Source organism: Delftia sp. WSY_10, assembly GCF_043104705.1.
GTDB classification, from domain to species: Bacteria; Pseudomonadota; Gammaproteobacteria; order Burkholderiales; family Burkholderiaceae_C; genus Comamonas; species Comamonas tsuruhatensis.
Genome location: NZ_JBICKY010000056.1, coordinates 255,497 through 271,743, shown reverse-complemented (window position 1 = coordinate 271,743; position 16,247 = coordinate 255,497). Strand labels below are relative to the sequence as shown.

At 68.1% G+C, this 16,247-nt stretch carries 17 protein-coding genes and 1 tRNA gene; 8 read left to right on the top strand and 10 right to left on the bottom strand.

Going from position 1 to position 16,247, the window contains the following annotated elements:
- Positions 1-7 precede the first annotated feature (7 nt).
- The 3 genes from ACF8ML_RS23905 to ACF8ML_RS23895 all read right to left on the bottom strand — a co-directional run bounded on the left by ACF8ML_RS23905 (position 8) and on the right by ACF8ML_RS23895 (position 2,830).
- The gene (locus ACF8ML_RS23905; RefSeq protein ID WP_151021309.1) at positions 8-1,264 is read right to left on the bottom strand and encodes an Hsp70 family protein; all 1,257 of its coding nucleotides are present in this window, start codon (positions 1,262-1,264) and stop codon (positions 8-10) included.
- A gap of 116 nt (positions 1,265-1,380) precedes the next feature.
- A complete protein-coding gene (locus ACF8ML_RS23900) occupies positions 1,381-2,220 on the bottom strand; it encodes a VOC family protein (protein WP_126311194.1) in 840 nt (279 codons plus the stop codon).
- A gap of 25 nt (positions 2,221-2,245) precedes the next feature.
- Positions 2,246-2,830 (bottom strand): OsmC family protein, encoded by a 585-nt coding sequence (locus ACF8ML_RS23895; RefSeq protein ID WP_016450733.1) that lies wholly within the window; start codon positions 2,828-2,830, stop codon positions 2,246-2,248.
- 217 nt (positions 2,831-3,047) lie between these two features.
- Here ACF8ML_RS23895 and ACF8ML_RS23890 point away from each other — a divergent pair, with 217 nt between their 5' ends.
- Genes ACF8ML_RS23890 through ACF8ML_RS23860 form a run of 7 tightly spaced genes read left to right on the top strand, consistent with a single transcriptional unit; the run spans position 3,048 to position 10,737 of the window.
- Complete coding sequence (locus tag ACF8ML_RS23890; RefSeq protein WP_392408166.1) at positions 3,048-4,721, top strand: TIGR04028 family ABC transporter substrate-binding protein; 1,674 nt, start codon at positions 3,048-3,050, stop codon at positions 4,719-4,721.
- Between the two features lie 28 nt (positions 4,722-4,749).
- A complete protein-coding gene (locus ACF8ML_RS23885; RefSeq protein ID WP_012202987.1) occupies positions 4,750-5,697 on the top strand; it encodes an ABC transporter permease in 948 nt (315 codons plus the stop codon).
- Positions 5,694-6,680, top strand: a complete 987-nt coding sequence (locus ACF8ML_RS23880) for an ABC transporter permease (RefSeq protein ID WP_392408164.1) — start codon at positions 5,694-5,696, stop codon at positions 6,678-6,680. The genes ACF8ML_RS23885 and ACF8ML_RS23880 overlap by 4 nt, the downstream gene beginning before the upstream one ends.
- On the top strand, positions 6,677-8,368 hold the full coding sequence (locus ACF8ML_RS23875; RefSeq protein ID WP_392408163.1) for a dipeptide ABC transporter ATP-binding protein: 1,692 nt from the start codon (positions 6,677-6,679) through the stop codon (positions 8,366-8,368). Before ACF8ML_RS23880 ends, ACF8ML_RS23875 begins: the two co-directional genes overlap by 4 nt.
- Positions 8,349-9,461, top strand: coding sequence for a putative FMN-dependent luciferase-like monooxygenase (locus tag ACF8ML_RS23870; protein ID WP_392408162.1), 1,113 nt, complete (start codon positions 8,349-8,351; stop codon positions 9,459-9,461). Before ACF8ML_RS23875 ends, ACF8ML_RS23870 begins: the two co-directional genes overlap by 20 nt.
- The gene (locus ACF8ML_RS23865; RefSeq protein ID WP_392408161.1) at positions 9,458-10,153 is read left to right on the top strand and encodes a CMD domain protein; all 696 of its coding nucleotides are present in this window, start codon (positions 9,458-9,460) and stop codon (positions 10,151-10,153) included. Before ACF8ML_RS23870 ends, ACF8ML_RS23865 begins: the two co-directional genes overlap by 4 nt.
- On the top strand, positions 10,150-10,737 hold the full coding sequence (locus ACF8ML_RS23860; RefSeq protein ID WP_016449182.1) for an alkylhydroperoxidase domain protein: 588 nt from the start codon (positions 10,150-10,152) through the stop codon (positions 10,735-10,737). Before ACF8ML_RS23865 ends, ACF8ML_RS23860 begins: the two co-directional genes overlap by 4 nt.
- Positions 10,738-10,749: 12 nt before the next feature.
- Here ACF8ML_RS23860 and ACF8ML_RS23855 read toward each other — a convergent pair whose 3' ends face one another.
- Entirely contained in the window at positions 10,750-12,255 is a 1,506-nt protein-coding gene (locus ACF8ML_RS23855; protein ID WP_016449181.1) for a DASS family sodium-coupled anion symporter, read from the bottom strand.
- A gap of 294 nt (positions 12,256-12,549) precedes the next feature.
- Between ACF8ML_RS23855 and ACF8ML_RS23850 the strand changes: the two genes are divergently transcribed.
- Complete coding sequence (locus ACF8ML_RS23850; protein WP_016449180.1) at positions 12,550-12,867, top strand: hypothetical protein; 318 nt, start codon at positions 12,550-12,552, stop codon at positions 12,865-12,867.
- An 82-nt stretch (positions 12,868-12,949) separates the two neighbouring features.
- On the opposite strand, the gene ACF8ML_RS23845 is transcribed toward ACF8ML_RS23850, so the two are convergent.
- The 6 genes from ACF8ML_RS23845 to rpsM form a co-directional block, all read right to left on the bottom strand.
- Positions 12,950-13,026: transfer RNA gene (locus tag ACF8ML_RS23845), tRNA-Met, on the bottom strand.
- A 21-nt stretch (positions 13,027-13,047) separates the two neighbouring features.
- Positions 13,048-13,440: a 50S ribosomal protein L17 gene (rplQ, locus tag ACF8ML_RS23840; protein WP_012202979.1), complete on the bottom strand. Its 393-nt coding sequence runs from the start codon at positions 13,438-13,440 to the stop codon at positions 13,048-13,050.
- A gap of 186 nt (positions 13,441-13,626) precedes the next feature.
- Entirely contained in the window at positions 13,627-14,625 is a 999-nt protein-coding gene (locus ACF8ML_RS23835; RefSeq protein ID WP_012202978.1) for a DNA-directed RNA polymerase subunit alpha, read from the bottom strand.
- Between the two features lie 112 nt (positions 14,626-14,737).
- Complete coding sequence (gene rpsD, locus ACF8ML_RS23830; protein ID WP_012202977.1) at positions 14,738-15,361, bottom strand: 30S ribosomal protein S4; 624 nt, start codon at positions 15,359-15,361, stop codon at positions 14,738-14,740.
- Between the two features lie 90 nt (positions 15,362-15,451).
- A complete protein-coding gene (rpsK, locus tag ACF8ML_RS23825; protein ID WP_012202976.1) occupies positions 15,452-15,856 on the bottom strand; it encodes a 30S ribosomal protein S11 in 405 nt (134 codons plus the stop codon).
- A gap of 18 nt (positions 15,857-15,874) precedes the next feature.
- Positions 15,875-16,240 (bottom strand): 30S ribosomal protein S13, encoded by a 366-nt coding sequence (gene rpsM / locus ACF8ML_RS23820; RefSeq protein ID WP_012202975.1) that lies wholly within the window; start codon positions 16,238-16,240, stop codon positions 15,875-15,877.
- Positions 16,241-16,247: the final 7 nt, after the last annotated feature.

Below are 16,247 nucleotides of genomic sequence, written 5' to 3'. Positions count from 1 at the left end.
GGGGGACTTATGCATACGCCAGGCCGGTGGCCACGCCACCGAACAGGTCGCCCTCGACCTGCGGCACGCCGGGGAAGGCCTCGCGCAGCGCATCGCGCAGCGTGCGCAGGGCCGACGAGCCGCCCGTGAGGTAGATGGCGTCCAGCGCCTGGGGCGCCACGCCGGCCAGGCGCAGGCAATCCTGGGCACAGGCCACGACCTGTTGCAGGGGGCCTTGCAGCTGCTCGTGCAGCACCTCGGGCGAGATGGCGGCGGACAGGCCCGATTCCAGCCAGCCCAGCTCGATGGGCGACTCGGCATGGCGCGTGGAAGCCTCGATCTTGGCCTGCTCCACGACGGCGGCCAGGCGGTGGCCTTCGCGCAGTTCCAGCACGTCCATCAGGCGCTTGTGCAGGCGCTGGTCGCTGTAGTCGGTGCGCAGGTTGCGCGCCTCGGCCAGGGCCTTGGGCGAGTACAGCCACTGGATCAGGTGCCAGGTCGAGAGGTCGAAGAACACGCGGCTGGGCACTTCGCGGCCGCTGGGGCCGGTGTGGCGGTAGCCCAGCAGCGGCATGAGCTGGGCCAGGTTGAGCCGGTGGTCGAAGTCCGTGCCGCCGATGTGCACGCCGCTGGTGGCCAGGATGTCGTCGCGGCGGTCGCGGCGGCCGGCCTGCTCGGGCCCCAGGCGCACGACGGTGAAGTCGGAGGTACCGCCGCCGATGTCCACCACCAGCACCACGGATTCCTGCGTGAGGCGCTGCTCGTAGTCCAGCGCGGCGGCGATGGGCTCCATCTGGAAATCCACTTCGCCCAGGCCGGCGGCGCGCGCGGCGTCGGCCAGGGCCTGCTGGGCCTGGCGGTCGCGCTCGGGATGGTCATCCACGAAGTGCACGGGCCGGCCCAGCACCACGCGCTCGGGCAGGCGCCCGTCCAGCGAGGCACGCGCCCGGTCGGCCACGCGGCGAAGGAACAGTCCGATCACATCCTGGTAGCTGACCAGCTGGTCGTGCACGGCCGTCTTTTCCTGCAGCAGCGCGCTGCCCAGCAGGCTCTTGAGCGAGCGCATGAGCCGGCCCGGCTCGCCATCCAGGTACTGGGCCATGGCGTCGCGCCCGAAATGCGTGCTGTGCTCATCCGTATGGAAGAACAGCGCCGTGGGCATGCCGCAGGCATCGCCTTCCAGCGGCAGCAGGCGTGCGGGCTGGCCGGGCGCGCGCCAGGCCATGGCGGAGTTGGAGGTACCGAAATCTATGCCCAGCGTGGCAGGAGAGGAAGCAGTCGTCATGGCAAGCGGCGCCGCGCCACGGCAACCTGCGAAGGCTGCAGCGGCTGCAACGAAAACGCCCACCGGAGTGGGCATGGGTGTCAGCGGGGCGCCATTCTATCGCCCGCGCATTGCGCCTAGGCGGCAGCGGTTTCCCGGGGCAGGGAATCCTGGGCGAGCACGATGCGCACGCCATGCGTGGCGGCCTCGTCCAGTGCCCGTGCAGGCGCGGGCCGCCGCACGTCCAGCCCGATCGCATAAGGGCCTTCGCCGCGCGTGGCCAGCCGGTGGCCCAGGGCGCCCGTGGCCACGCCCTGGGCTGGGGCAGACAGCACCAGCTCGGTGGCGCCCGGCCCCGAGCCCCCCAGCTTCAGCGAGGCGCGGTAGGCGCCGCCATCGGCCGACAGGCGGGCCTCGCCGATGTCGGCGCCCTCGCCCAGCAGCGCGCGCCAGCGCGCCAGGCTGGCCCGCAGGTCATGCACGGCCACGTGCAGCCGGGCCACGCCGGTGGCGCCGTTGGCATGCACGCGCGCATCGCCCTCAGGCACGCGCAGGGCGCGCGGCGTGAGGTCGCCGCAGAGAAAGGGCAGGTCCTGGCTGCGGGCGCGTGCGTTGCGCCAGCGCAGCTGCGCGCCGTCGGGGCGCAGGCGGCCGCCTTCGTAGGGCGCCTCGTAGTCCAGCCCGCGCGCCTGGGCTGCGGCGACCACGGCGCCGGTCTCGGTGGGCAGCAGCGCGAAATCGACAATGCCCTCGCCATGGCGCTGCAGCTGCTGCCACCAGCGTTCCTCGGGCGCGGGCGCCCGCCAGGCGATGAGTTCGAAGTAGGCGCCGTCGGCAAACACCACCAGGGCGTTGTGCGTGGAGCGGCCCGGATGCTCGCCGCCGCGCAGCACGTTGAAGCCCAGCGCGGTGTAGTCGGCAATGGTGCGTTCCAGGTCCTGGACCGCGATGACGATGTGGTCGAGTGGCAGGGTCATGGCAGGGGTGCTTTCCGCACGGTGTTCAGGCCGCCAGGCGCGCGGCGGCGCTGGAGTCGGTGTGGCGCACTTCGGCGCGGATGTTCTGCGGATTGCGCAGCAGGTTGAGGATGGGGCAGGTGCGCTCCACGGCCTCGAACAGCGCATCGATCTCGGCGCGGCTGGCGGGCGAGTCGATGTGCACGGTGTAGCCGATCTCGTGCGGCCAGATGGGCGTGGCCTCGTGGCCGGGCCTGCCGCCGCGCGGGTCGATGATGCCCGTGACCTCGACCTCCAGGCTCTCCACCGGCACCTGTCGCTCGGCCGCCTGGATCAGAAAGATGTGGGTGACGCAGGTGCCCAGCACGCCCAGCTGCAGCTCGGGCGAGCTGGGGCCGAGGTTGTAGCCCGCGAAGTCGGGTGGGCTGTCGCTGATGACCTGGTGCTCGCGTATGCGCAGGCGGCGCACGCCGCTGCGGCCCTCGGCGCGCACATGGGCCTTGAGGTGGGCGGGCTGGGCCGTGCCGGCCGCGACGGCGGCGCTGCGGGCGAGCACGGCGGCGCGTTTTTCGGCGAGGTATTCGTTGAGATGGCTCATGGACTGGCTTTCGGTGAAGAAGTACCAGCCCATTGTTGGGACCGCCGCATGCGCGGCAAACAAACGAATCCGTCTGCGCTTATGCACTGGGCAGATATGCGGTGCCCCCATCCCTTAGTCGTTTTCCAAATAACGATGCAACTCGATATATGAGCGCAAATATTTGCCATCGATAGCATGAAAAACATGGAGCCGGTCCTGTGGCCGGCAGTCTTGTTTTTCAGCGCCCCAGCGGCGGCGAGGTACGAACGTGTTTTCCCAATCGAAGGCGGGTCAGGCGGCATGGAAGGCCGCGATAGCGGTATTGGCGGGCAGCAGCCTGCTGCTGGCGGCGTGCTCCAGGCAGGCCGATACGGCCCAGGCGGGCGCGGCTGCCGGCCCCGTGGAAGGCGGCACCCTGGTCTACCTGGAGCAGCAGGCCCATACCAACCTCTATCCGCCGGCCGGGGGCTTCTATCCCAACGGCGGCGTGCTCAACCAGATCACCGACAAGCTGACCTACCAGGACCCGAAGACGCTGGAGATCCAGCCCTGGATCGCCGAGTCCTGGACCGTGAATGCCGACGCCACCGAGTACCGCTTCAAGCTGCGCCCCGGCGTGACCTTCTCCGACGGCACGCCGCTGGACGCAGCGGCCGTGGCGCGCAACTTCGACACCTATGGCCTGGGCAACAAGGCGCTCAAGCAGCCCGTGTCCGAGGTGATCAACAACTACGAGCGCAGCGAGGTGGTCGATCCGCTGACGGTGAAGTTCTTCTTCAGGAAGCCTTCGCCGGGCTTCCTGCAGGGCACCTCGGTGATCGGCTCGGGCCTGGTCTCGCCGGCCACGCTGGACCGCCCCTTCGAGGAGCTGGGCGATGCCACGCGCATCATCGGCTCCGGCCCCTTCGTGGTGGCCAGCGAAACGCTGGGCAAGGAGCTGGTGCTCAAGGTGCGCAAGGACTACGCCTGGGGTCCCGCCAAGCTGGCCCACCAGGGCCGCGCGCGGCTGGACGAGGTGAAGTTCATCGTCACGCCCGAGGACAGCGTGCGCATCGGCGCGCTGCTGGCCGGCCAGGCCGGGCTGATCCGCCAGATCCAGGCCTACGACGAAAAGCGCGTCGAGGACCAGAAGTTCAGCATCTACGCCCCGCCTACGCGCGGCGTGAACAACAGCGTGGCCATCCGCCCCGACAACGCCCTGGTGGCCGATCTGAAGGTACGCCAGGCCCTATTGCACGGCACCAATGCCAAGGAGATCGTGGAGACGCTGTTCTCGCCGCGCTATCCGCAGGCGCGCTCGGTGATTGCCTCCACTGCGGCCGGCTTCGTGGACCTGTCGGCCAAGCTGGCCTATGACGAGGCCAAGGCGAAACAGCTGCTGGACGAGGCCGGCTGGACGCTGGGCGCCAACGGCCTGCGCCAGAAGGACGGCCGCGATTTCGTGCTGTCCACCTACGAGTCCCTGCCCCAGCCGCAGAACAAGGAGACGCTGCAGCTCGTGGCCCAGCAGTGGGCGCGCATCGGCGTCAAGCTCAACGTGCTGTCGGGCGACGCGGGCAGCCGCGCCGTGGACACGCTGGACCCCGACAAGACCGGCGTGCTGCCCGGCATGGTGGGCCGCGCCGATCCCGACGTGATCAAGAGCAACTACTACCCGACCAACCGCAACGTGCTGCTGCAAAAAGGCGGCGTGAGCCAGAAGGTCAAGTCCTTCGAGGACACCAAGCTCAACGGCCTGTTCGACGCCATCGCGGCCGAGACCGATGCCGCCAGGCGCCTGGCGCTGGCCGGCGAGGTGCAGAACTACCTGATCGACCAGGCCTATGTGATCCCCATCTTCGAGGAACCCCAGGCCTTTGCGGGCGCAGGCTGGGTGCGTGACGTGGGCTTCGAGGCCGTGGGCCGGCCCAGCTTCTACAGCACCTGGCTGGCCAGGCGCTGACCGGAACGCTCCCTGAGGAACCGCTCCCATGCCGCGCCGCTATCTGCTCAGCCGCATCGCACAGGCCGCCCTGGTGCTGTGGGCGGCCTTCACGGTCTCGTTCATCCTGCTGCAGCTGCTGCCGGGCGACGCCGTGCTGATCAAGTTCCTGAACCCCGAGCTGGGCCTGGGCCCGCAGGAGATCGCCGACATCCGCGCCGCCTACGGCTCGGACCAGCCCGTGTGGCAGCAGTACCTGCATACACTGGGCCAGTTCCTCACGGGCCATTTCGGCTATTCGCTGCAGGCCGGCGTGCCGGTGAGCCAGGGCCTGGCCACCAGCCTGCCGCCCACGCTCAAGCTCGCGGCCCTGGGCTTTGCCGCAGCCGCGCTGCTGGCCGTGGCGCTGGCGGCGGCCGCCAGCCTGGCGCCCTTTGCCTGGCTGCGCAACGCGCTGTATTCGCTGCCCTCGGTCTTTGTCTCGGTACCCGTGTTCTGGCTGGGGATCATGCTGATCCAGGTGGTGTCGTTCCGCCTGGGCTGGATCGCCGTGATCAATCCCGGCCCCTGGGAAGGACTGGTGCTGCCCACGCTGACCCTGGCCGTGCCGATCTCGGCGCCGCTGGCCCAGGTGCTGCTGCGCAATATCGACGCCGTGCTGGCCCAGCCCTTCGTGGCCGTGGCGCGGGCCAAGGGCGCCTCGCGCCGCTGGGTGCTGCTGCGCCATGTGGCGCGCAATGCCCTGCTGCCCACGCTGACCATTGCCGGCGTGCTGTTCGGCGAGCTGCTGGCCGGCGCCGTGGTGACGGAGGCCGTGTTCGGCCTCAACGGCCTGGGCACGCTGACCCAGCAGGCCGTGGGCAACCAGGACACGGCCGTGCTCCAGGCCGTGGTGGTCGTCTCGGCCGCCGCCTTCGTCCTCATCAACCTCGCCGTGGACCTGCTGTACCCGCTGCTAGATCCACGCCTGCGCCATTCCGTGGAGAACCGGCCATGAACACTGCCGTCTCAAGCGCTCTTTCCCCGGCCCTGGATGCCCAGGCCGCGCCCGCCACTGCCACTCCCACTCCCACTCCCATTCCCATTCCCATTCCCATTCCCACGGCGCTGCCAGCATCGTCCCTGGCCCCTGCGCCAGCCGCCCCGCGCCGCAGCTTCGCCTTGCCGGCCCGCCTGCAATCCCTGAAACGCCTGCCGCCCACGCTGGCCCTGGCCTGGCTGGTGATTGCCATGGCCGCGCTGTGGGCGCTGGCGCCCGGCTGGTTCGCCCACCAGAATCCGATCGCGGGCCAGGCCGGCCAGCAGCTGCTGGCGCCCAGCGCCGCGCACTGGCTGGGCACGGACGCGCTGGGGCGCGACCTGTGGGCGCGCGTGGTGCATGGCGCCGTGCATTCGCTGTCGGGCGCCTTCGTGGCCGTGGGCGTGGGCCTGGCCGTGGGCACGCTGATCGGCCTGCTGGCCGGGGCCACGGGCGGGCGCACGGAAGATGCGCTGATGCGCCTGGTCGATGTGCTGCTGGCCGTGCCTTCGCTGCTGCTGTCGCTGACCATCATCATCGTGCTGGGCTTTGGCACCATCAACGCGGCCATTGCCGTGGGCGTGGTCTCGGTGGCCAGCTTCGCGCGCCTGGTGCGCTCGGAGGTGGTGCGCGTGCGCCGCTCCGACTACGTGGAGGCCGCCTTTGGCTGCGGCGGGCGCTTTGCCGCCGTGCTGTGGCGCCATGTGCTGCCCAACTCGCTGACGTCGGTCATCGCCATGGCGGCGCTGCAGTTCGGCTCGGCGATCCTTGCGATTTCCACGCTGGGTTTTCTGGGCTACGGCGCGCCGCCGCCCACGCCCGAATGGGGGCTGCTGATCGCCGAGGGCCGCAACTACATCGCCACCGCCTGGTGGCTGACCACGGCGCCGGGCCTGATCGTGGTGGCCGTGGTGCTGGCGGCCAACCGCATCGCCACGGCCTTCGCACGGAGGCCTGCATGAGCGCCGCCATCGAGGAACGCATCCACGCCGCACCAGCGGTGGCAACCACCGCCCCCGTGCTCGAAGTGCAGGACCTGGCCGTGGCCTACCGCGATGCCGCAGGCCAGGCACAGCGCGTGGTGCACGGCGTGTCGTTTTCCGTGGCGCCGGGCGAGGTGGTGGCCCTGGTCGGCGAATCGGGCTCGGGCAAGACCACCACGGCCCAGGCCGTGATCGGCCTTTTGGCCGACAACGGCCGGCGCGAGCACGGCAGCATCCGCCTGCAGGGCACCGAGGTGTCGGAGTGGCCGGCCGCACGCTGGAACGCCGTTCGCGGCCGCGTGGTCAGCCTGGTGCCGCAGGACCCCACCATGTCGCTGAACCCCGTGCGCACGGTGGGCGACCAGGTGGGCGAGATCCTGCGCATCCACGGACTGCGCGACCGCACGGCCGTGCAGGCGCGCGTGCTGGAGCTGCTGGCCCGCGTGGGGCTGTCCCAGCCCGCGCTGCGCGCACGCCAGTATCCGCACGAACTGTCGGGCGGCATGCGCCAGCGCGTGCTGATCGCCATTGCGATTGCGCTGCGGCCCGCCCTCATCATTGCCGACGAGCCCACCAGCGCGCTGGACGTGACCGTGCAGCGGCGCATCCTGGACCTGATCGACGCGCTGCGCCGCGAGACCGGCACGGCCGTGCTGCTGGTCACGCATGACCTGGGCGTGGCGGCCGACCGCTCGCACCGCCTGGTCGTCATGCAGGGCGGCCGCATCCAGGAGCAGGGCCCCACGCTGGAGCTGCTGCGCAATCCGCAAAGCGCCTATACGCGGCGGCTGCTGGCCGATGCGCCTTCGCTGGCGCCCGCGCCGCGCCGCACGCCCAGGCCCGCCACGGCCGATGACTGGGCCATCGAGGTCGAGGACCTGGTGCACGAGTTCGCGGCGCCTGGCCATGCCTCCGCCCACGGGCGCGGCATCTTCCGTGCCGTGGACGGCGTGTCGCTGCGCGTGCGCCGGGGCAGCACGCATGCCATCGTGGGCGAGTCGGGCTCGGGCAAGACCACCACCATCCGCGCCATCGTGGGCCTGGGCCGGCCCACGGCGGGCCGCATCCGCATCGAAGGCACCGAGGTCACGGGCCTGCGCGGCGAGGCCCTGCGCCAGCTGCGCCGCCGCGTGCAGCTGGTCTACCAGAACCCGTTCAGCTCTCTGGACCCGCGCCAGAGCGTGTTCGACATCATCGAGGAGCCCCTGCTGAACTTCGACCCGCTGCCGGCCGATGAGCGCCGCCGGCGCGTGCACGACATGCTGGAGCGCGTGGGCCTGCCGGCCGCCGTGCTGCAGCGGCGCCCGCATGCGCTGTCGGGCGGCCAGCGCCAGCGCGTGGCGATTGCGCGCGCCCTGGTGCTGCAGCCGCAGGTCCTGGTGCTGGACGAGGCCGTCTCGGCCCTGGACGTGACGGTGCAGGCGCAGATCCTCGCCCTGCTCGCCCAGCTGCAGCAGGACCTGGGGCTGACCTATCTCTTCATCTCGCACGACCTTGCCGTGGTGCGCCAGATCGCCGACACGGTGTCGGTGCTGCGCGCGGGCCGGGTGGTGGACGCGGGCAGCGTGGAGGAAGTGTTCCAGCGCCCCACCAGCGACTACACACGCGAACTCATGGACGCCATTCCCGGCAAAAGGAGCATTGATTTTGTCCCTCACCCCGCCTGATACCAACCGTGGCCACGGCTCCCGCACCGGCCCGCGCCTGGGCTTCTTCAGCCGCCTGCTCGACGATGTGCCGGCCGGCGAGCGCTACCGCCTGGTGGCCGAGCAGATCGCCCATGCCGAGGCCCAGGGCTTCGACTCGGCCTGGGTAGCCCAGCACCATTTCCATGAAAGCGAGGGCGGCCTGCCCTCGCCCTTCGTCTTCCTGGCCCATGTGGCGGCGCGCACGCGGCGCATCCGCATCGGAACGGGCGTGATCACGCTGCCGCTGGAAAACGCGCTGCGCGTGGCCGAGGATGCGGCCGTGCTGGACCTGCTGACCGGCGGCCGCCTGGAGGTGGGCCTGGGCACGGGCGGCACGGCCGAATCCTTCGAGGCCTTTGGCGTGCAGGGCGCCGAGCGCGGCGCCGTCTTCGCGCGCAACTTCGGCGTGCTGCAGGACGCCTGGGCCGGGCGCGCGCTGGCCGGTGGCGTGCACCTGTACCCGGCCGCGCCGCAGCTGCTGGAGCGCGTCTGGCAGGCCACGTTCTCGGCCGAGGGCGGCGCGCGGGCCGGGGCCAACGGCGACGGCCTGATGCTGTCGCGCACCCAGCCACGGCCCGAAGGCGCGCCGCAGGCCACGCTGTCCGAGATCCAGAACCCCATCATCGACGCCTACCTCGCCCGCCTGCCCGCAGGGCGGGCGCCGCGCATCCTGGGCTCGCGCACGCTGTTCGTTGCCGACCGCCGAGACGAGGCGCTGCGCTGGGCCGAGGCCGGCCTGCGCCGCGTGGCCCGGCGCCATGCCGCCCGGCCCTCGCAGTGGGCGGCCCGCGTCGATCCACAGGCGCCGCTGGCCGATCTCATCGCCGCCTACGACGTGCATGTGGGCACGCCCGACGAGGTCATCGCCTCGCTGCGCGCCGACACGGCGCTGGCGCGCGTGAGCGACATCGTCTTCCAGGTGCATTCCATCGACCCGCCGCACGCCGCCATCCTGCGCTCCATCGAGCTGACGGCCGCCCATGTGGCACCAGCCCTGGGCTGGCGCCGTGCAGATCTGCAGGCACCCTCTTCCCTCCCCGCAGCCCGGGCCGGACTGCTGCAAGCCGCATGACCATGAACACCACCGTACAGCCCCGTTTTCCGGACGACGTCATCGACCACCTCGCCGGCATCACCCCCGGCAGCGCCCTGGACCGCGTGCGCCGCCACCGCACCGAGGCGCGCACGCAGGCCCAGCAGAGTTTTGCCGCCCTGTTCACGCCCGCCGAGCCCGTGCCCGGCACGGTCTCGCTGCGCGAGCGGCTGGCCCTGGCCGCCTTCACGGCCGGGCTTCATGGCGAGCCGCGCAGCGCCGCCTTCTATGCGAAGGCGCTGGCGGCCGAAGATGCGGAACTGGCTGCCGCCGTGGCATCCGAAGTCGTGCGGGGCCGTGCACAAAGCCTTCAGCCCGGCAGCGGCCCGCACGGGCCGTACGGCCGCTACCCGGCAGGCCCGCTGAGCCGCGAAGACCAGAGCGGCCCCGCCTATGCCGTGGACCCGGCCCATGCCGCGCTGCTGGGCGCGCGCCTGGCCGCGGCGCTGGCCCATGCCCACCTGCTGGCCTACCACCCGCGCGACGCCAGCGCCGGGGCCCTGCAGGCGCTGCAACAGGCGGGCTGGAGCGAGACGGACATCGTCATCCTGTCCCAGCTGGCGTCCTTCCTGTCCTTCCAGATCCGCGTGGTCGCGGGGCTGCGCGTGCTGGCTGCACGCCCCGCGCCCCCGGCCGCCCATCAACCCACCACCCTGCAAGCCCAGCCATGACCTCAACGAACTCCGCCGCTCCCCAGGTCTTCACCCAGGAACAGCTCGACTGGCTGCCATGGATTGAGCCGCTGGACGAAAGCGAGCTGACCGAACGCCACCATGCAGGCCTGGTCGATGCCTCACGCGCGCAGTCGCCCTACTTCCGCCTGCTGGCGCGCGACCCCGACACGCTGGGCGCACGCACGCGCACCGACAAGGACATCTTCTACAACCCCGACGCCGGCCTGCCGCGTGCCGAGCGGGAGCTGGCGGCCGCTGCCACCTCGCGCGCCAATGGCTGCATCTACTGCGCCTCGGTCCATGCGCGCTTTGCCACGCACTTCTCGCGCCGGGGCGGCGACGTGCAGCGCCTGCTCGACGAGGGTCCGGGCACGGACCTGGGGCCGCGCTGGAACGCCATCGTCACGGCGGCCGTGGCGCTGACCCAGACGCCGCCTGCGCTGGAGCCCGCCCACATCGATGCGCTGCGCGCCGCCGGCCTGGACGATGCCGCCATCTCCGATGTGCTGCACGGCACGGCCTTCTTCAACTGGGCCAACCGGCTCATGCTGTCGCTGGGCGAGCCACGGACCACCGCATGAGGGCTTTCGCCCTCACCACAGGCCCAGCAGCTTCCACCAGGCGCTGCCGACCACGGCAAAGACCAGCAGCTCGATCACGCACATGGCCGCGCCCACGCGCCACCAGTTGCCCAGCGTGACATAGCCGCTTCCGAAGATGATGGGCGAAGTGCCGGTGGCGTAGTGGGTCAGCGTCATCATGATGGCCGAGCCGGCCGTCATCATCAGCATGAAGGGCACGACATAGTCGGCAGGAATCAGCTGGGCGCCCACGGTCAGGAACGCCAGCATCATGGCGCTGATGTGGGCCGTGGTGCTGGCGAACAGGTAATGCGAGAACACGAACACGCCCACCAGGATGGCCGCCACCGGCAGCCAGTCCAGGCCGCTGGCGACGATGGCGTTCTTCATACCCACGGCAAACCAGGACACCACGCCCAGCTTGTTGAGCTGCTCGGCCAGCATGACCAGGGCGCCGAACCACACCAGCGTGTCCCAGGCGCTTTTCTCGGACAGCACGTCATCCCAGTCGATGGTGCCCGTGATGATCAGCACGAACAGGCCCAGGAAGGCGACCACCGTCGGGTCCAGCGTGAAGGCAGGCCCGAACAGCATCTGCGGCACGTTGGCCCACAGCAGCAGCATCAGGCCGAAGGTGCCCAGCATCACGCGCTCCTTGCCCGACAGCGGCCCCATGCGGGCCATCTCGCTGCGCGCGTACTCCACGGCATTGGGCGTGGCCTTGAGTTCGGGAGGCGACAGCAGGTAGATCACCAGCGGCATCAGCAGCAGGCACAGCAGGCCCGGCAGCAGCATGTACAGCGCCCAGGTGGTCCAGCTCAGGTGCAGGGCCTGGCCCGTGGCCTTGGCCACGAAGTCCACCACCAGCGGATTGGGCGCCGTGGCGGTCAGGAACATGGCCGAGGTGATGGGATTGGCGTGGTAGTTGACCAGGGCCAGATAGGTGCCCACCTTGCCCTGCGTACCCTTGGCCGGGTCCGACTCGAAGGCATTGGCGATGGACTTCATGATGGGGTGCACGATACCGCCGCCGCGCGCCGTGTTGCTGGGCGTGAACGGTGCCAGCACCAGCTCGCAGATCGCCAGGCCGTAGCCGATGCCGATGGTCCGCTTGCCCAGCAGCGCGATGAACATCAGTCCGATGCGGTTGCCCAGCCCCGTCTTCTTGAGGCCGCGCGAGATCAGGATGGCCACCACGATCAGCCAGATCAGCGGGCTGGAAAAGCTGCTCAGCGCATCGGTGACTGCGCCCTTGGACGAGCCAGACGTGACCTGGGACAGCGAGACGATCACGATGGCCATCAAGGCCATCACGCCAATGGGCATGACCTTGAGGATGATGGCCACGATGGTGGTCAGGAAAATGGCCACCAGCTGCCAGGCCTTGGGCGTCAGCCCCTCGGGCACGGGCACCAGCAGCAGCCCGAACAGCACGGCGGTGGCGATCAGCGCCGGCACCAGCCGGAACGGCACGGCCGACTTGAAGTAGCGGAACAGCGAGGCAATCTTCTCGAGCATGTGGATCCTTTGCGTTGCCGGAGCGGCGCCGAGAGAGCATGGCCTGCCGGGAGCAAAAGCCCACCAGCCTGCACGGGCACTGGCGGCCGCGCCGCATGACTGACATCATGATGCAGTGCAGCATGAGCCCGGCTTCCAGCGGGCGCCTGCGCCACCGAAGTTTGACAGGCATCAAGGCCGGGCCAGTAAACCTGGCGACCCAGGCCACCGAGCCCCGCTCACATGACAGCATCCCCAGACCGGGTGCCTTTCGCCCCGGTGTACCCATGCAGTGAAAAAAGGAGAAAAGCCGACATGCCAGCCAACCGATTCTTGCCCGAGGAATGGGAATGCCGGCTCCAGGAGATCGACCTGGAGATCGCCCGCCACGCCGTCATCTGCAAGATCCCGCTGCTGCAGGCCGGCGTGGTGGAGCGCGTGCTGGCCGATGACGCCAGCGTCTGCGGCGGCGACCACGAGGCCGCTTTCAAGACCCTGCGCGGCCTCTTGTACATGCACTACACCGAGCTGCTGCACATCAGCGAGGTGCTCAGCCCCGATGCCGCCCAGGAAATCGCCCACCGCGTGCGCCTGCGGCTGGGCCAGCGCATCGGCAACCAGCTGGGCGGCTGATGCCGGGCTGTCTGCCTGGCCTTTGCCCTGGCGCGAGGGCATGAAAAAAGGGCTACGACAGTTGTCGTAGCCCTTTTCAATTTGGTTGCGCGAGAAGGATTTGAACCTCCGACCTTTGGGTTATGAGCCCAACGAGCTACCAGACTGCTCCATCGCGCGGTATTCCAAAATTATAGCAGATTATTCAGCTGCCTTGGCTTCGGCGGCGCCTTCTTCAGCGCGCTCGACCAGTTCCACGAAGGCCATGGGGGCGTTGTCGCCCACGCGGAAGCCCATCTTCAGGATACGGGTGTAGCCACCAGGACGCTTTGCGAAGCGGGGGCCCAGCTCGTTGAAGAGCTTGGTCACGCTGTCGCGGTCGCGCAGGCGGTCGAATGCCAGACGGCGGTTGGCAACGGTGTCGACCTTGGCCAGGGTGATCATGGGCTCGATCACGCGGCGCAGTTCCTTGGCCTTGGGAACGGTGGTCTTGATGGCTTCGTGCTCGATGAGCGAATTCATCATGTTCTTCAGCATCGCCAGGCGGTGCGAAGAGGTGCGATTGAGTTTGCGGAGGCCGTGACCGTGACGCATGGTGCTTTATTCCTAAAATATGTAATTAGGGCTTGTGCAAACAAGGATGCAAGCCTGGACCCGTTACCGGATCTGCAGCTTGCCTCAACCGAATTTGCGCAAGTTGTTGATTAATTCGGGCAGCCGTATCAGGTACTGCCCGAGGCACTGAGGCTCTCCAAAAAGGAGAGCCCGCAATTATAGCGCTTAGCGCTTTTCCAGGCCAGCAGGCGGCCAGTTCTCCAGCTTCATGCCCAGCGTCAGACCGCGGGAAGCCAGGACTTCCTTGATCTCGTTGAGCGACTTGCGACCCAGGTTGGGGGTCTTGAGCAGCTCGTTTTCGGTACGCTGGATCAGGTCGCCGATGTAGTAGATGTTCTCTGCCTTGAGGCAGTTGGCCGAACGCACGGTGAGTTCCAGCTCGTCCACGGGACGCAGCAAGATGGGATCAAAGGCGGTTGCGGCACCACGGCCACCGGCCGGAGCATCGAAGACGCTGGCGATATCGCCGCCGTCCAGCTGAGCGAACACGGCGAGCTGTTCCACCAGGATCTTGGCGGATGCGCGCACGGCGTCCTCGGCAGTGATCGCACCATTGGTTTCGATCTCCACCACCAGCTTGTCGAGGTCGGTGCGTTGTTCAACGCGGGCCGATTCGACGGCGTAGCTCACGCGCTTGACGGGCGAGAACGAAGCGTCCAGCACAATGCGGCCGATCGACTTCGTGGACTCGTCGCCATAGCGGCGCACATTGCCGGGCACATAGCCGCGGCCCTTCTCGACCTTGATCTGCATGTCCAGCTTGCCGCCTTGCGACAGGTTGGCGATGACATGATCAGGGTTGATGATTTCCACGTCGTGGGGCGTCTGGATGTCGCGCGCCGTCACGACGCCTTCGCCATCCTTGCGCAGGGAGAGCGTGACCTCGTCGCGGTTGTGCAGCTTGAACACCACACCCTTGAGGTTCAGCAGGATGTTGACCACATCTTCCTGGACACCGTCAATGGACGAGTACTCGTGCAACACACCAGCAATCGTCACTTCCGTCGCTGCGTAACCCACCATGGACGAGAGCAGGACACGGCGCAGGGCATTGCCCAGCGTATGGCCGTAGCCACGCTCAAACGGCTCCAGAACAACTTTGGCGCGATTGTGGCCAAGCTGCTCGACATTGATCGTCTTGGGCTTCAGCAAATTGGTTTGCATGCAGACTTCCTCTCAATACCCCCGGCTCGTTACACCGGTAAGGCTGGTGAAGCACCCCAGCGCGATGCCTCGCGGCTGGGGGACGGTTTTACAGAAATGTCGCTGCGCGGAATTAACGCGAGTACAACTCAACGATCAGGGATTCGTTGATGTCTGCACCGAACTCGTCGCGGTCAGGCGACTTCTTGAACGTGCCTTCAGCCTTGTCGGCCGACACTTCCACCCATGCGGGGAAACCGACTTGACCAGCCAGTTGCAGGGCTTCGACGATGCGGGCCTGCTTCTTGGACTTTTCACGCACGGCGACCACGTCACCCACCTTCACCATGTAGGAAGGGATGTTGACGGATTGGCCGTTGACCGTGATGGCCTTGTGCGACACCAGCTGACGCGCTTCCGAGCGGGTCGAGCCGAAGCCCATGCGGTACACCACGTTGTCCAGACGCGACTCCAGCAGCGACAGCAGATTGGCACCGGTGTTGCCCTTCTTCTTGTCGGCGGCTTCGAAGTAGCGGCGGAATTGCTTTTCCAGCACGCCGTACATGCGCTTGACCTTCTGCTTTTCACGCAGCTGCAGGCCGAAGTCGGAAGTACGCTGACCGGAAGTGCGGCCGTGCTGACCGGGCTTGGTGTCGAACTTGGACTTGTCGGCGATCGAGCGACGTGCGCTCTTCAGGAACAGGTCAGTGCCTTCACGGCGGGAGAGTTTGGCCTTGGGGCCGATATAGCGTGCCACTTGATTTCCTTTGTGTCATCTGCCGTGCACAAGCACGGGAGCCGCCCGCGATGTTACACATCTGGGCGGCGGTGGGCTTGGTGAAAAAGCTTAGATACGACGGCGCTTTTGAGGGCGGCAGCCGTTGTGGGGAACCGGCGTCACGTCCGCGATGGAAGTGATGCGGATGCCCAGGGCGCCCAGGGCGCGAACCGAGGATTCACGGCCGGGACCGGGACCCTTGATTTCGACGTCCAGGTTCTTGATGCCCTGTTCGATGGCAGCACGACCAGCCACTTCCGAAGCCACCTGGGCAGCGAAGGGAGTCGACTTGCGCGAACCCTTGAAGCCCTGGCCACCCGACGAGGCCCACGACAGAGCGTTGCCTTGGCGGTCGGTGATGGTGATGATCGTGTTGTTGAACGAAGCGTGCACGTGGGCAATGCCGTCCGAAATGTTCTTACGGACTTTCTTGCGAACGCGCTGTGCAGCGTTGTTTGCGGGAGACTTAGCCATAGTGATCTTTCAATCTCTTTATTTCTTCAAAGCCGCGGCACCCTTGCGCGGACCCTTGCGGGTACGTGCATTCGTGCGGGTACGCTGACCACGCATGGGCAGGCCACGACGATGACGGAAACCGCGATAGCAACCGATGTCCATCAAACGCTTGATGTTCATCGTTGTTTCGCGACGCAGATCACCTTCCAGCGTCAGGGAAGTCAGCTGATCGCGGATCTTTTCCAGATCGCCGTCAGTCAGTTCCTTGATTTTCTTGGAATATGCGATGCCAGCGGCTTCGCAGATCTTGCGTGCAGTGGTGCGACCGATCCCATAGATAGCGGTCAGGCCGATTTCAGCGTGCTGATGCGGCGGGATGTTAATGCCAGCGATACGTGCCATTATTCGT

What these genes read in the sequence shown, in the direction of transcription:
- ACF8ML_RS23905 (WP_151021309.1), bottom strand. Translation starts at nt 1,264, where the DNA reads ATGACGACTGCTTCCTCTCCTGCCACGCTGGGCATAGATTTCGGTACC.
- ACF8ML_RS23900 (WP_126311194.1), bottom strand. Translation starts at nt 2,220, where the DNA reads ATGACCCTGCCACTCGACCACATCGTCATCGCGGTCCAGGACCTGGAA.
- ACF8ML_RS23895 (WP_016450733.1), bottom strand. Translation starts at nt 2,830, where the DNA reads ATGGGCTGGTACTTCTTCACCGAAAGCCAGTCCATGAGCCATCTCAAC.
- ACF8ML_RS23885 (WP_012202987.1), top strand. Translation starts at nt 4,750, where the DNA reads ATGCCGCGCCGCTATCTGCTCAGCCGCATCGCACAGGCCGCCCTGGTG.
- ACF8ML_RS23880 (WP_392408164.1), top strand. Translation starts at nt 5,694, where the DNA reads ATGAACACTGCCGTCTCAAGCGCTCTTTCCCCGGCCCTGGATGCCCAG.
- ACF8ML_RS23875 (WP_392408163.1), top strand. Translation starts at nt 6,677, where the DNA reads ATGAGCGCCGCCATCGAGGAACGCATCCACGCCGCACCAGCGGTGGCA.
- ACF8ML_RS23865 (WP_392408161.1), top strand. Translation starts at nt 9,458, where the DNA reads ATGACCATGAACACCACCGTACAGCCCCGTTTTCCGGACGACGTCATC.
- ACF8ML_RS23860 (WP_016449182.1), top strand. Translation starts at nt 10,150, where the DNA reads ATGACCTCAACGAACTCCGCCGCTCCCCAGGTCTTCACCCAGGAACAG.
- ACF8ML_RS23855 (WP_016449181.1), bottom strand. Translation starts at nt 12,255, where the DNA reads ATGCTCGAGAAGATTGCCTCGCTGTTCCGCTACTTCAAGTCGGCCGTG.
- ACF8ML_RS23850 (WP_016449180.1), top strand. Translation starts at nt 12,550, where the DNA reads ATGCCAGCCAACCGATTCTTGCCCGAGGAATGGGAATGCCGGCTCCAG.
- rplQ (WP_012202979.1), bottom strand. Translation starts at nt 13,440, where the DNA reads ATGCGTCACGGTCACGGCCTCCGCAAACTCAATCGCACCTCTTCGCAC.
- ACF8ML_RS23835 (WP_012202978.1), bottom strand. Translation starts at nt 14,625, where the DNA reads ATGCAAACCAATTTGCTGAAGCCCAAGACGATCAATGTCGAGCAGCTT.
- rpsK (WP_012202976.1), bottom strand. Translation starts at nt 15,856, where the DNA reads ATGGCTAAGTCTCCCGCAAACAACGCTGCACAGCGCGTTCGCAAGAAA.
- rpsM (WP_012202975.1), bottom strand. Translation starts at nt 16,240, where the DNA reads ATGGCACGTATCGCTGGCATTAACATCCCGCCGCATCAGCACGCTGAA.